The 13,795-nt window shown below is 57.6% G+C and carries 12 protein-coding genes; 7 read left to right on the forward strand and 5 right to left on the reverse strand.

What is annotated here, in order from left to right:
• Nucleotides 1-8: 8 nt before the first annotated feature.
• Genes lptA through Q9R35_RS11705 form a run of 4 tightly spaced genes read right to left on the reverse strand, consistent with a single transcriptional unit; the run spans nt 9 to nt 2,876 of the window.
• Entirely contained in the window at nt 9-659 is a 651-nt protein-coding gene (lptA, locus tag Q9R35_RS11690) for a lipopolysaccharide transport periplasmic protein LptA (protein ID WP_042486714.1), read from the reverse strand.
• Nucleotides 656-1,276 (reverse strand): LPS export ABC transporter periplasmic protein LptC, encoded by a 621-nt coding sequence (gene lptC / locus Q9R35_RS11695; protein WP_042486709.1) that lies wholly within the window; start codon nt 1,274-1,276, stop codon nt 656-658. The genes lptA and lptC overlap by 4 nt, the downstream gene beginning before the upstream one ends.
• Before the next feature lie 2 nt (nt 1,277-1,278).
• Nucleotides 1,279-1,884 (reverse strand): HAD hydrolase family protein, encoded by a 606-nt coding sequence (locus Q9R35_RS11700; RefSeq protein ID WP_311219887.1) that lies wholly within the window; start codon nt 1,882-1,884, stop codon nt 1,279-1,281.
• Nucleotides 1,885-1,886: 2 nt separating this feature from the next.
• Nucleotides 1,887-2,876: an SIS domain-containing protein gene (locus Q9R35_RS11705; RefSeq protein ID WP_042486706.1), complete on the reverse strand. Its 990-nt coding sequence runs from the start codon at nt 2,874-2,876 to the stop codon at nt 1,887-1,889.
• Nucleotides 2,877-3,033: 157 nt separating this feature from the next.
• Between Q9R35_RS11705 and Q9R35_RS11710 the strand changes: the two genes are divergently transcribed.
• The 7 genes from Q9R35_RS11710 to Q9R35_RS11740 all read left to right on the forward strand — a co-directional run bounded on the left by Q9R35_RS11710 (nt 3,034) and on the right by Q9R35_RS11740 (nt 10,612).
• A complete protein-coding gene (locus Q9R35_RS11710; RefSeq protein ID WP_042486704.1) occupies nt 3,034-3,600 on the forward strand; it encodes a GbsR/MarR family transcriptional regulator in 567 nt (188 codons plus the stop codon).
• The gene (locus tag Q9R35_RS11715; protein WP_109089166.1) at nt 3,593-5,176 is read left to right on the forward strand and encodes a cytochrome ubiquinol oxidase subunit I; all 1,584 of its coding nucleotides are present in this window, start codon (nt 3,593-3,595) and stop codon (nt 5,174-5,176) included. Before Q9R35_RS11710 ends, Q9R35_RS11715 begins: the two co-directional genes overlap by 8 nt.
• Nucleotides 5,177-5,191: 15 nt before the next feature.
• Nucleotides 5,192-6,343, forward strand: a complete 1,152-nt coding sequence (gene cydB / locus Q9R35_RS11720; RefSeq protein WP_042486698.1) for a cytochrome d ubiquinol oxidase subunit II — start codon at nt 5,192-5,194, stop codon at nt 6,341-6,343.
• Nucleotides 6,344-6,357: 14 nt separating this feature from the next.
• The gene (gene cydX, locus Q9R35_RS11725) at nt 6,358-6,498 is read left to right on the forward strand and encodes a cytochrome bd-I oxidase subunit CydX (RefSeq protein WP_042486696.1); all 141 of its coding nucleotides are present in this window, start codon (nt 6,358-6,360) and stop codon (nt 6,496-6,498) included.
• Nucleotides 6,499-8,199 carry a thiol reductant ABC exporter subunit CydD gene (gene cydD / locus Q9R35_RS11730; RefSeq protein WP_311219888.1) on the forward strand — a complete coding sequence of 567 codons (1,701 nt, stop codon included), beginning with the start codon at nt 6,499-6,501 and terminating at the stop codon, nt 8,197-8,199.
• Entirely contained in the window at nt 8,196-9,890 is a 1,695-nt protein-coding gene (gene cydC / locus Q9R35_RS11735; RefSeq protein WP_311219889.1) for a thiol reductant ABC exporter subunit CydC, read from the forward strand. Before cydD ends, cydC begins: the two co-directional genes overlap by 4 nt.
• Nucleotides 9,891-10,060: 170 nt before the next feature.
• Complete coding sequence (locus tag Q9R35_RS11740) at nt 10,061-10,612, forward strand: adenine phosphoribosyltransferase (protein ID WP_045929588.1); 552 nt, start codon at nt 10,061-10,063, stop codon at nt 10,610-10,612.
• 144 nt (nt 10,613-10,756) lie between these two features.
• Here the strand turns inward: Q9R35_RS11740 and Q9R35_RS11745 are convergent, their stop codons facing one another.
• The gene (locus Q9R35_RS11745; protein ID WP_311219890.1) at nt 10,757-13,567 is read right to left on the reverse strand and encodes an autotransporter domain-containing protein; all 2,811 of its coding nucleotides are present in this window, start codon (nt 13,565-13,567) and stop codon (nt 10,757-10,759) included.
• Nucleotides 13,568-13,795: the final 228 nt, after the last annotated feature.

Here is a 13,795-nt window from a genome sequence, read left to right on the forward strand (position 1 = left end):
GGTCCGGGCTATTTGCGTGGGGAGGACTTGCGTTGGCATTCGGCCAGAGCAGCATCGGCATTGGCGCGTGGGCGGGCCACAGAACGGACCCGGCCATCACGTGTGGCGGAGTCCGAGCCGCCAAAGGCTTGGTACGTGCCATCTTTTTGGCGATAGATAATGCGCTGGCCCTGGACTGAGTCCTGCAGCTTGCCGCAAACATAACGATTGACGACAGCCTTGCCAATCAGTTCGACCTCTTCGGTTTTACCGTTGTAGATAGCTCGGACACCTTCAGCGACCATCAGTTCAAATTTGGCCGGATCTTCCTGGCGAATCGTCACGCGGGCGCGCTCGCTGACCGTGGCCGTGCCGTGCTGGAAACCTTCCGCATCTTGCTCGATCGCCAACTGGTCTGCCATCAAGGTCATGGCGCCACGAGTCAGGATGATGTTGCCCTTGTAGATCGTCTGCTTGGCAATATCGTCGTAAGTCAGGGTGTCGGACAGCACGGAGGTGTCCGGTTCGGCGGCAGCAGAGGCAGCCGCTTGGGCCAGAGCCGGGGCCGTAGGCAGCAAAGCCAGGGTTGCAGTGCTCAGGCACAGGGCCAGGGCACCACGCAAAAGGCTAAATGAGAGCATGGGCTTGTGGCCCAGGCGGGCGCTGTCAGGCGTGGTCATGGAGGGGAATCCTTAGAACTATTGGAAGAACGCGCTTTTTGTGTTTGTTGGCCCGAGATTTTAACGTCGGATTCCGACATGACGTTCAATTGGCGAACGCGATTATCGTAACGCATCCCGGTACCGCGCATGGTGGACTGGCCATTGACGACCAATGCCGGTTCGTTGGTGTACACCACGTCCTCTTCGGGCAGGATGATCAGCACTTCGCTGCGCACATCCATGGCTTCATCCTCGGGGGTGGCCTGGCGGTGAATATGGGCGTTGCCTGTCATGGTGATCATGTCCCCGCCTGCATTCATATGCGCGGTATCGGAGGTGGCAATCGTCAAGGGCGAGTCCGCCCGGTTGCTGACCGCGCGCGGGGAGGTGATGTCGTGCGAGTCGTCATCCGGGTAGTGGTAGGCAATCTTGCCATCCAGGCGGCTGATGGCCATTCCGGTTTGGTCAGAGCTGATCATGGTGAAGTCGCGCGCCCATGAGTCGGGCTCGTGGGTAACACGGCGCGGGGGATCAATGGCAACCGAGCTCTGGGTGTAATCGACCGCCCACAGCGTTGCCAGCACCAGCATGGTCAGCAACAGCAGTGAAATGACGGTGGGTAGACGGTCACGCATGATTACTGGATGACTCCTGTGGTCTTCAAGGGACCACCTGTAATAAAGGCGGCAAGGCGACCCTGGGAGGCCAGGATGGCATCACAGCATTCTCGCACTGCGCCGTGGCCGGCGGGCTGCGTCGCAACCCAGCTGGCAATTTGACTGATATAGAAGGGAGCTTCAGGCACGCTGGCGGAAAACCCCACGCGCTGCATGGCGGGCAGATCGATCAGGTCGTCGCCCATGTAACCCACTTCGCTTAAAGACAGGCCGTTTTCCTGAGCCAGTTGGGTCAGGGTTGCAATCTTGTCGCGGACACCCTGGTGGACAAAAGGAATCCCCAGTTCGGCAGCGCGACGCGACACGATGCCGCTTTCGCGCCCGGTAATCAGGGCAACATGAATGCCGCTTTCGCCCAGCATGCGCAAGCCATGGCCATCCAGAGCGTGAAAGCTCTTGAATTCCTCGCCGTTTGCGCTGTACCACAGGCGTCCGTCGGTCAGCACGCCGTCCACGTCAAACACCATCATGCGCAACTGACGTAACTGGTTGCGCACGTTCTCGGGCAGCTTGGCCAGAATTTGTGCTTCAGCGGGGTGGAGCGGGATGGTGGGCGTATTCATCATGATCAGATTACCTTTGCAGCCAACAGGTCGTGCATGTGCAGTGCTCCCAATAGTAGCCCGTTTGTGTCCAATACCAGCATTTGACTGATACGCAGGGCATCCATTTGCTCGGCCGCTTCAATGGCCAGGGCTTCGGCCGCAATGCTGCGCGGTTCGCGTGACATGCCTTCGGACACGGGCAGCTTGCGTATGTCGCCTGCGCGTGCAATCAGGCGGCGCAGGTCGCCATCAGTGAACATCCCCACGGGATGGCCTTGCGAGTCAGTGACAATGGTCATGCCCATGCCTTTGCTGGACATTTCTATCAGGGCATCGGGAACCAGGGTCTCGGGGGAAACAATGGGCAATTGTTCGCCGCTGCGCATGATGTCGCGCACAAACGTCAGTAATTGACGACCCAGCGCGCCGCCAGGGTGGGAGCGGGCGAAATCTTCGCGGCTGAAGCCTCGTGCTTCCAGGCAGGCAACGGCCAGTGCATCACCTAATACTAATGCGGCGGTAGTGCTGGCTGTGGGGGCCAGGTTCAACGGGCAGGCTTCATGCTCCACATGCGCATCCAGATGCAGGTCGGCATTTTGGGCCAGTTCGGACTGGGCATTGCCGGTGATGGCAATCAGCTTGGCACCCATGCGGCGCAGCACGGTCAGCACGGTCACCAGTTCCTGGGCCTGGCCGGAGTAGGAAATGGCAATGACCACGTCCTGCTTGGTAATCATGCCCAGGTCGCCGTGCAGGGCTTCGGCAGCGTGCATGAAAAAAGCGGGGGTGCCCGTTGACGCCAGGGTAGCCGCAATCTTGCGTGCCACATGGCCGGACTTGCCGATGCCGGTCACCACCACGCGACCCTGACAGTGCACGAGCAGTTGGGTGGCTTCTACAAAACTTTGGTCCAGACGCCCGCCCAGCGCTTGTAACGCGTCAACTTCAATGGCGAAGGTGCGTTGAGCTGAGGACAGGATATGGGCGGGATCTAAAAGTGCCGGTGTATTCATGGCGAAATTGTAAACGTGAAGTGTCTGCTTGGCATGCAGATTTGCAGGAGGCAAATTGTAAGGTCAGATGCTCTTGGACCAGTGGCAAGCAGAATAGTTTAGGGTTAAGATACGTCTTGTTTTGTAATTTCAGTAATTACTGAAAATTCAGGAAGCCATGAATCTAGGACCACAGGCAGAGCGTTTCATTCTGCACTTTGGGGAGATGGGCGGGCGCTGGGGGGTCAACCGGACGGTGGGCCAGATCTATGCGTTGCTGTTTATTGCGCCCGAAGCCCTCCACGCCGACGAGATTGCCGAAACGCTAGGTATCTCCCGCTCCAATGTCAGCATGAGCTTGCGCGAGTTGCAGTCTTGGCGACTGGTCAACATGACGCACAAGATCGGCGAGCGCCGCGAATACTTTGAATCTCCCAAGGATGTATGGGATATTTTCCGTACCTTGGTGGAGGAAAAGCGCAAGCGCGAGATTGATCCCACATTGACCTTATTGCGAAGTATCCTTATGGAGGCGCCCGTAAATGAGGAAGAGGAATATGGGCAGCAGCGCATTAACGAAATGCTGGAATTGATCGAGTTGGCTTGTGGTTGGTTTGACGAGGTTCATCACTTACCGCCCGAGACCCTGCAAAATCTGATGCGTTTAGGTAGCAAAGTTCAGAAAGTGCTGGGGTTCGCCGGGAAGATTCGCAAAGCTGATCAAACTGGGGGTCGTCATGATTGATCTGGATGTCGTTACCTTGTCGCGGTTGCAATTTGCTTCCACCGCGATGTTCCACTTTTTATTTGTTCCCTTGACGCTGGGCCTGTCTTTTTTGCTGGCCATTATGGAAAGCGTCTATGTCATGACGGGCAAGGCCATCTGGCGTCGCATGACCAAGTTCTGGGGCGTGCTCTTTGGCATTAACTTTGCCCTGGGTGTGGCCACCGGGATTGTGATGGAGTTTCAGTTCGGCATGAACTGGGCCTATTACAGCCACTATGTTGGCGATATTTTCGGAGCGCCGCTAGCCATCGAAGGTTTGATGGCGTTTTTCCTGGAAGCCACCTTTGTTGGCCTGTTCTTTTTCGGCTGGGATCGCCTCTCCAAGCTGGGACACCTGATTGTTACCTGGCTGGTTGCCATCGGTACCAACCTGTCGGCCTTGTGGATTCTGGTCGCTAACGGCTGGATGCAAAACCCGGTCGGTGCCATCTTCAACCCCCACACCATGCGTATGGAAATGACCGACTTTGCCGAGGTCATTCTCAATCCCGTTGCGCAAGCCAAAGTTGTTCATACCGTCAGTGCCGGTTATGTCCTGGGTGCCATGTTCGTGATGGGCATCAGTGCCTGGTATTTGCTGCGTGGTCGCCATATTGATCTGGCCAAGCGCTCGATGACGGTAGCGGCCAGTTTCGGCTTGGCAGCGTCCCTGTCCGTGGTGGTGCTGGGTGACGAAAGTGGTTACCTGACGACAGAACACCAGCAAATGAAGATTGCGGCCATGGAGTCCATGTGGGAAACCGAGGAAGCGCCTGCCAGCTTCAATCTTCTGGCCTGGCCGGATCAGGAAGCCCGTGAAAATCGCTTCGCTATCGAGATACCTTGGGTGATGGGCTTGATCGGGACGCGCTCGGTCAGTACCCCCATGCTGGGTATCAATGAGCTGGTCGAGCATGCCAAGATCCGTATTGCCAATGGCTTGCGCGCTTACGAGGCGCTTCAGTTAGTTCGTGCCGATGCGAGTAATGTCGAGGCACGCCGCGTCTTTGACAATAACTGGAAGGACCTGGGTTACGCCTTGCTGCTCAAGCGTTATACAGACGACATCACCAAAGCGGATACTGACACTATCGCCCAGGCTGCCTGGGACACGGTGCCACAGGTTGCGCCCTTGTTCTGGAGCTTCCGCATCATGGTGGCGTTGGGGCTGTACTTCATCCTGTTCTTTGGTGTGGCCTTCTTCCTGGCCTCGCGTGACCGTCTGCAACGTCATCCGCGCTTGCTCAAAGCGGCGGTCTGGAGCATTCCCCTGCCTTGGGTCGCGATCGAATGTGGCTGGTTTGTGGCCGAATTCGGACGTCAGCCCTGGGCGATTGAAGGCGTCTTGCCGACTTACTATGCCGCTTCCGGCCTGTCCTTTGTGGACTTGATGATCAGTATGACCATCTTCCTCTTGCTCTACAGCACCCTGGCGGTGATTGGCATCAAGGTCATGCTGCATTCGATTCGCAAAGGTCCGGACGAGGCTGGCGAGACCGTCACACCTTCCGCTTTGTCTTATGGTTCGCGCAACGCTCCGTTGCTGCGCGGTTAAGGAGGGGGAACCATCATGGAAAATTTGATTCTTCTCGATTACGACACCTTGCGCATCGTCTGGTGGTTGCTGCTGGGCGTGCTGCTGGCTGCCTTTGCCATCATGGACGGGGCAGACCTGGGTGTGGCCATGGTGTTGCCACTGGTTGCCCGCAGCGATGACGAGCGGCGCACGCTGTACAACGTGATTGGCCCGGTCTGGGAAGGTAACCAGGTCTGGCTGATCGTGGCCGGTGGGGTCGCTTTTGCGGCCTGGCCCCTGTTGTATGCCATGGCTTTCTCGGGCTTTTACCTGGCCATGATGCTGCTGTTGGTGGCCTTGATCGTGCGCCCGGTTGCCATCAAGTACCGCAGCAAGCTCAGCTCGTCACGCTGGCGTCGCAACTGGGACGCAATCTGGACCGCTTCCGGTCTGGTTTGTGCCCTGGTATTCGGGGTGGCTATTGGCAACGTCATGCTGGGCGTTCCATTCGGCTTTGACGAAACTACACTGCGTCCGATGTACCAAGGCAATTTCTTTGGTCTGTTCCAGCCCTTTGCCATTCTGTGCGGGTTGCTCAGTGTCTTGATGCTGGCATTCCAGGGCGCGGTGGTAGTGGCCTGGAAAGGTAGTGATCATGTAGCTCGTCGTGCGCGTGCCTGGGCCATGCCTTTGGGGCTGCTGTCCATCGTGGCTTTTGCTGCCGGTGGCTGGTGGATTAGCGCCATGAATGGCTACAGCATGCCTTGGCCTGAGGTGGCTCATGCCATGTCCAACCCCATTGGCAAGACGGTCGAGATGGTGGAAGGCGCCTGGCTGGCCAACTACCGGACCTGGCCTGCATTGTGGGCGGCGCCCATTGTCGGTTTCGCAGGTCTGCTGCTGGGTGCATTGCTGGCTGGCCGTGGCCGTGGTCTGCTGGCCCTGCTGTTCTCTTCCCTGGCGCTGGCCGGCATCATTCTGACCTTTGGCTTTGCGGTCTTCCCCTTCCTCTTGCCTTCGTCCTTGAACCCAGGCTCCAGCCTGACCTTGTTTGATGCCTCGGCCAGTCATCTGACCTTGTGGATCATGCTGCTGGTGACACTGGTGTTCTTGCCCATCATCGTGCTCTATACCTCCTGGGTGTACAGCGTAATGCGTGGCAAGGTATCGGTTGCCAGCATGAAAGATTCTTCTCATTCTTACTAAGGAGGCCAGCGCATATGTGGTACTTCTCTTGGGTTTTAGGTTTGGGTCTTGCCTGCGCATTCTCCATCCTGAATGCGATGTGGTTCGAGCTGCGTGAGAGCACGGCTTTGCAGAACGCGGCCTCTTCCAAAGCCAATGCCGATATCGAGGTCTGATTGACACCGCAAAGTCCAACGGCGCAACAATGGCTGGGGCAGTTCTCCAGCCGCGCCCGCACGGCTTTGCGGGCCTCCATGCTGGCACCGGTGCTGGCGGGCGCTTTACTGATTCCCCAGGCCTGGTTGCTGGCAAAGATTGTGCAGGCAATTGTGGTCGATGGCCTGCCCTGGACAGGGCAGCTTTTCTCTATCTTGATGGTGGCTGCACTCTTGCTGCTGCGCGCCGCCATTTCCGCGTTGGGTGAGCGGCGTGCGCAGAAGGTGTCGGAACAGCTGAAACAAGGACAGCGCTCCGAGTTGTTTGCCCGCTTGTTCCGCAGCACCGTACCCCGTTTGCGGGCCAGCAATAGCGGTGAGCTTTCTACCAGTTTGATCACGCAAGTCGAAGCTCTGGACGGCTTTGTGACGCGATACATCCCTTGCATGGCGGCTGCGGCTCTGGTGCCTTTGGCACTGGTGCTGGCGGTGTTGCCCGTGGACGGCATTGTTTCCTTGATTCTGTTGTTGAGCACGCCTTTGATTCCTTTGTTCATGGCCCTGGTGGGGTGGGGCGCGGAGGCTGCCAGCCGTGAGCAACAACAAACAACCTTGCGCCTGTCTGGTTTTTTTGCGGACCGTTTGCGCGGGATTTTTACCCTAAGTCTGATGGGGCGCGGGCAGGATGAGTTGCACCGTGTGGAACTGGCCAGCCAGGAGTTGCGCACACGCACCATGAAGGTGCTGCGTATCGCATTCCTGTCATCGGCTGTACTGGAGTTTTTTGCGGCCTTGGGTGTGGCCGGGATCGCTGTATATATTGGTTTGGGTTACCTGGGCTATCTGGGCGAGTCCTTTTCGGGCATCAGCTTGCAACAAGGCTTGTTCTGTTTGCTCCTGGCCCCGGAGGCCTACCAGCCCTTGCGCCAATTGGCCGCCAATTATCACGATCGGGCAGCGGCACGTGCTGCTGCGGTAGAGCTTGACCGACTGTGGGCGAGCTTGGGGCAGGACCTGATTCCTGCCGCTCCCACCAGTGCAGACGCCGAAGCGGTTTTCCCCAATTTGCCGGTACTGGTATTGCGTCATCTGCATTTGCCGCAACTGGGCGGGCAGGAGACTTTGCTGGAAGTGCCCGGTTTGCAACTTTATATAGATCAGTCCTACGCAGTGCTAGGGGCCAGTGGTTCCGGCAAGACCAGCTTGCTGGAAAGCCTGATTGGCTTGCGTCCCCTGGCGCAGGGCGAAATTCTGCTGCGCAACAATGATACGGCCGGGCGTTTGCTGACGCGTCATGACGGAGTCGTGCTGATTTCCCAGCAGGCCTTTTTAGCCATGGGGACCATTGCTGATGGCCTGCGTCTGGCTGCTCCCCAAGCTAGTGATGAACAACTGTGGCAAGCCCTTGAACAAGCCTGTGCGGCTGAGTTTGTGCGTACCTTGCCAGATGGCTTGCAGACGGCGCTGGGCGAAGGCGGGTTTGGTCTTTCCGGCGGTCAGATTCAGCGTCTGGCACTGGCCCGCCTGTTCCTGACGGACCCGCATGTGGTCTTGCTGGACGAACCCAGCTCTCGCCTGGATGCGGCGACACGGGACCGCGTCATGCGCAATATTCTGCATTTCTGTCAGGGGCGCTGTCTGGTGGTGGCCACGCATGACCAGGAACTGGCGGCAATGTGCTCGAACCAGCTGCACATCGCCCAAGGAGTTCTGACGGCATGAAAGCCTGGTTTCGTCTTTTAGGTTCCAGTCTGCGCGCACGACGCGGGGCCTTGTTGTTTACGGTTCTTCTGGCGATCAGCACGGTAGCGGCGGGTGTAGGGCTTTTGGGGGTAGCGGGCTGGTTTCTAAGCAGCGCTTTCCTGGCAACCATGGGCATCGTATTCAATCTGTTCGGCCCTTCGGCCATGATTCGAGGCTTGTCTTTCTGGCGTATCGCTTCCCGGTATCTGGAGCGAGTAGTTGGTCATGCGCTGACCCTGGATCTGCAAGTACGTATTCGTAGCCTTGTTTTTGGACGCTTGAGTCGTTTCAGTCAGTCGCGCCTGGCCCAATTCCGGGATGGAGAACTGGCGTCCAGTCTGACTTCCGATGTGGCTGTGCTGGATCTGGTCCTTCTGCTGATTTTGGTGCCGTTGACTACCGCTGTCGTGGCAGGCCTGGTGTTTAGCGTGTTGCTGCAAACCTGGCTGTCCTGGTGGGCCTGGCTGATTCTGGCTTGCTTGTTGATGGCGGCCTGTCTGATCCCGTATATCTGTGCTCGCGGTGCCAGCCGTGCGGCCCAGTTGGTTCATCAACTGGAAAATCGCCAACGTGTTCTGGTGCATCAGGCCATTCGTGCCTATGCCGATATTCAGGTGTTTGCCGCTGCTGACGCGGTGCAGGGGCAAGTGGACAAACTTGGCCAGGAATTGGGGCAGGCTCGTTTGCGCAGTAATGGCTGGGGCATTGTTGGGCAGTTTTCCCAGCAGGTCTTGATGGGTGTGGCCTTGATGACTTGCCTGTTGGTCGGAGCGCAGCAAGTCAATGTGCAAGCGATGAGCGGTCCCCTGTGGGTGGGGCTGGTATTGGCTTTGCTGGGCTTGTTCGAAATCATGGCCCCCATGATGCGCGGCGCGTCCCGTTTGGGAGAAGTGCAGGCGGCCAGTAATCGTTTGCTGTCGATTCTGGATGAACCTGAAGATACCGATCAGGAGCAAGGGCAGGCGATTGTGCTGGATAAGCCGGCCTCTCTGGAAATCACGGATCTGAGCTTTGCCTACGGTTCGCAGCCGGTGCTGGATCATTTGTCGCTACAGGTTAAAGCCGGTGAGCATATTGCCATTTTTGGGCCTAGCGGTTCGGGCAAGTCCACCTTGCTGGGCGTGCTGATGCGCTTGTTGCCCGTCACGGGTCAGCAGTATCGGGTAGAGGGTGAAGCGGCCCAGCATTGGAGCCGCGCCAGCTGGTTTGATCATTGTGCCTTGCTGGCGCAGGATTCGCCGCTGTTTCTGGGCTCGGTGCGGGATAATCTTTTGCTGGCTGAGCCGACTGCTTCAGAGCAACAAATCTGGCAGGTTCTTCACGATGCTCAACTGGACAGTGTGGTACGTGATTTACCCCAAGGGCTGGACACTTGGTTGGGTGAAGGGGGACAGCAGTTGTCCCTTGGGCAGCAGCGCCGCCTGTGTCTGGCGCGCGTGTTGTTGTCACCCGCCCATATCTGGTTTCTGGACGAGCCTACGGCCAGTCTGGATGGCCCGACCAGTCAGGCTTTGATGCAGGATATTCTGGCCGCAGCCCGTGGGAAAACCGTGATTATGGCGACTCACGATACCCGTTTGCTGCCTTTGGTCGATAGCGTTTATCAGTTTGAGGCGGGTCGTTTGCAGCGACAATCCGGCACGTCAATAAATACTTTAGAGCCAAACTAAAAGGTCGCTTAGGGTCAAGTCTGTGGCGTTTTTTGCCCAATCGCGTCGTATTAGTACAACTTACGGGCACAAGCCGGGCGAGCCCTTGTTGCTGCTGCCCAATTGTGTACACTTGCAACGTATCCAAGTGCGCCCTTCGCGCCCGGATTTTTTGTTGTAGAAGCTTTGACATGCAAATTGATCCCACCCAGTACATCCGTCAAATCATTCGCAATGTGCCGGACTGGCCAAAGCCAGGGGTGACGTTCCGAGATATCACCACGGTTCTGCAGGACCCGCGTTCCTTCCGGGTGTTGATTGACCTGTTTGTCTACCGTTACATGGGGCAAAAGCTGGATCTGGTGGCGGGTGTGGATGCACGCGGCTTTATCGTCGGTTCGGTTCTGGCTTATGAATTGAACCTGGGTTTTGTGCCGGTGCGTAAAAAGGGCAAGCTGCCTTTCAACACCGTGGCCGAAGAGTATTCCCTGGAATATGGCAATGCCAGCGTCGAGATGCACACCGACTCCGTGCGTCCCGGCCAGCGTGTCTTGCTGATTGATGACCTGATCGCAACCGGTGGTACGTTGCTGGCGGCTGCTCGTTTGTTGCAGCGTCTGGGGGCCAATGTGGTGGAGGCTGCCGCGATTATCGATCTGCCCGAGTTGGGTGGTTCCCAAGCCGTTAAGGATTCCGGCCTGTCGGTTTACACCGTCTGTAGCTTCAACGAATCTGACCGCTAATTGCTATTAACCGGCCTGTGCCGGTTGGGTGTTTTAGCCTGAGTCCCTGCCATGCCTTCTGCGCATCGCAGGGATTTTTCATGTCTGTCTGCTTGGTAAGGTACGGGGCTGACGTACTGCCAGCCCCGTGCCTTGTTGTGTGGCTTAGAAACGGACCTTCATGAACAAGGAGCCTGCGTGGTCCTGATTGCGACCAAACTGACCCTGGTAGTTCAGACCGAAGGAGGTGCTCTTGCCGGCTTTCAGTTCGGCGCCCAATTCGGCAACAGCGGCATTCTTGGCGATAGGTGCGCCGCTGACGCGGAAGGTGCTGCCAGGCAAGGCGGCAAAGGCCAGTTCACGGTCGGGTGTGGTGTCACCCAGGGCATGACGCCAGCCCAAGCCAGCGCTCAAGGACAGCGTGGTTTTAGACAAGTCCAGCTCGGTGGTGCCGCGCAATCCCAGTGTGACGGTACTCAGGTTCTGGCGTTGCGAGTCGCCACGCAAAGCGGCTTGGCCACCCGATTCGCTAAAGGAGCCGTGACGCAGCTGATGCCAGTTCACGCTGGCATAGGGTTCTACGCTGGAGCGCGGGCTGACCGGCATGCGGTAACCCAGTTGGGCAAAGGCCTGGATGCTATGGGCCTTGTAGTCTGCCTTCAGTGTCTCGCTTTGGTGAACAGAGATAGAGCGCTCGCTGTCCAGGCTATGGCGCGTGTAAGCACCACCGGCCAGCAGGTTCAGACTGCCCGAGCCCATTTCCCAAGCTTGCGTCCCGTACAGGGCCGCGCTGTAGCTGTTGCTGCGTGAGGTCTGACGACGGTCATCCAGCTTGATGCGGTTTTCCAGATAGCTCACGGAGGCACCCATGCGCCAGCCTTGCTCACCGATGGCCGTATCGCCGCCCAGGAACAGACCGCCCACTTTGTGGCGTACATCCTGGCTGTTGTCGTCACCGTCCAGATCACGTTGTTGATGGATGACTTCAGCCCACAAGACGGTGTCTTTGCCGGTTGCATTACGGGCGCCCGAAGCTTGTTTACCCAAGGTGCGCGGCAGCAGGTCGCCGTTACTGAGCAGGGCCGAGGTAGTGCCTGCATGGATTTGGCCTTGCAATTGCTCCATATAGCCTGCCACGCTGCCAGACTGGGCATTGAGTACCGTGTCATACAGTTCAGCCATCGCGGCTGGCGGTTGATCCGAGCCGGTATCCAGTGCATTGGCCACCGCTTTCTGGTTGCCCGTATTGGCAAAGGTGGCAAACGGCGTGTCATTGCGCTTGATCATCAAGGACAGGCTGGGGCCGTAAAGCAGTGTGGGGGAGAGGAAGGCCATCTCGTAAGTGATGTGGCTGTACTGACCTGTCACACCATTGGCGGCATCCAGGAAGGAGTAAGCCACGTTCTGACGGAAGGGGCCACCGGCCAGCTTCAGGGTGCCGTCTATATGGGCAGCACCACCCACCACCAGGCGATCAGTGGCGCCCGCCGGACCGACTTCCAGTTCATGCACCGAACCAGCGTGAGCCGTGTAGTCGCCGCTGACAGTCAAGGTGCCTACCGAATTACCGGGGGCCAGGGTGCCGTAGTTATCTACTTGAGAAACCGTACCGGAACCACCCAGTGTTCCTTCACGTTCAACAGTTACGGCAGAAGCCAGTGTGCCATTGACGGCCAGACGCCCTCCGCTGACAGTGGTGTCGCCAGTGTAGCTGTTGTTGCCAGTCAGTTCCAGGGAGCCAGAGCCGCGCTTGTGCAGGCCGCCTGTGCCACTGATGTCATTGGCGAAGGTCGAGTGGTAGCCCAGCGTGTCTACATCGAACAGGCGGGTAAATTGTGCGGGGCCTTGCACGGCCTTGCCCACGTTCATTAAACCCCAGCCGTACGTGCTGGGGTCGCCCAGAGGGGTTGCGGTGGTCAGCAGGGTTTGTTGCAGATGATAGGCGGTGAAGTAGGGGTAGGCTTCTTTAACTAACGCTGCGGCTCCGGCCACGTGTGGCGATGCCATGGAGGTGCCGCTTTTATAAATATAGCCTCCATCCGAGTTGACGGAGTTAATGCCAGGGGCCCACTCTCCCCCTGGCGCGGTCAAACACCACTCGGCGGAAACACCACATTTATTAGCGTAGACGGCCAAAGAACCATCTTCCCCGACTGCCGTTACGGCCAGCCAGTTGTCTTTCAGTTCGGGAAACCAGTAGGGAGAGCCGGCCAGAAAATCAGGGTGGTCTTGAGACTCATTGCCGGTAGCAAATACCATCAGGGAGCCGGCCTGTACGCTGTTCTTAAAGGACTGGATAATCAGAGGCTGCGTATCTAGAGCGCCTTGAGCTGAGCCGTAGTCCAGTACATGGCAGGGTGGGGCATATGAGTCGCGGCAGTCATTGAGCCCCAGACTGCTATTAATAATAGGCAGCTTGAACTGGGCGAGATAGTTCCAGCCATTAGAGAGCATTCGATCTTGAAAGGCCCTTATATCGTCTGGAGTCGGGGTAGCGTCATCATCACCACCAGCATCATCATCGTCGTTATCGTCCTCAGCATTGATGCCGTAGGCAACAGCAAAAAGCTGGCTATTGAAGGCGACGCCGTGCATGCCTGCTTCGTCGCGTCTCGCACCAATGATTCCGGCAACATGGCTCCCGTGTCCGGCAGGAGGCTGAGTATCGACTCCTTGGCCATTGGCGTAGGGGGTATTGTTGGCAAAGTCAAAGCCCCCAGCAATGGCGCCGGCAAACTCAGGGTGATCTGCCTGAATGCCCGAGTCCAGATAACCGACCGTGACGCCTTTGCCGGTAAAGCCCAGCGAATAGGCTTTGGCTGCATTGATCATGTCCAGGCCGGGTTGACGCTTGTATTCTTTAGTGCGCCATTGTTCCAGTGAGCTCTCAGAATCGGCATGGACGATGCCAGGTAAAGTCAGGCTTAACAAAGCCAACTGCACCAACATAGAGGTGTTGCGTTTCTTGTTCGACATGTCTTATCTACTTGGATTTTCTAAGGAGGGTGGCCACTCGTTGTGAAAACCTGCCGTGGAGGTTCTCAAGGCATCTGTCATTTAACGGCATAGCCGTTTAATCCGGCAGTTATGGGCTGCTGTATTGTCGAGATCGTGTTCTTGTGGGGCCCCTGTCATGCACGCGCATCGCAGGGATTCTTGATGGCGGTCTGTTATGCCTGCCGCGGGATCGGCGGAACGCCAACC

The sequence above is a fragment of the Alcaligenes sp. AB3 genome, from assembly GCF_031844565.1.
GTDB lineage: Bacteria > Pseudomonadota > Gammaproteobacteria > Burkholderiales > Burkholderiaceae_B > Alcaligenes > Alcaligenes faecalis.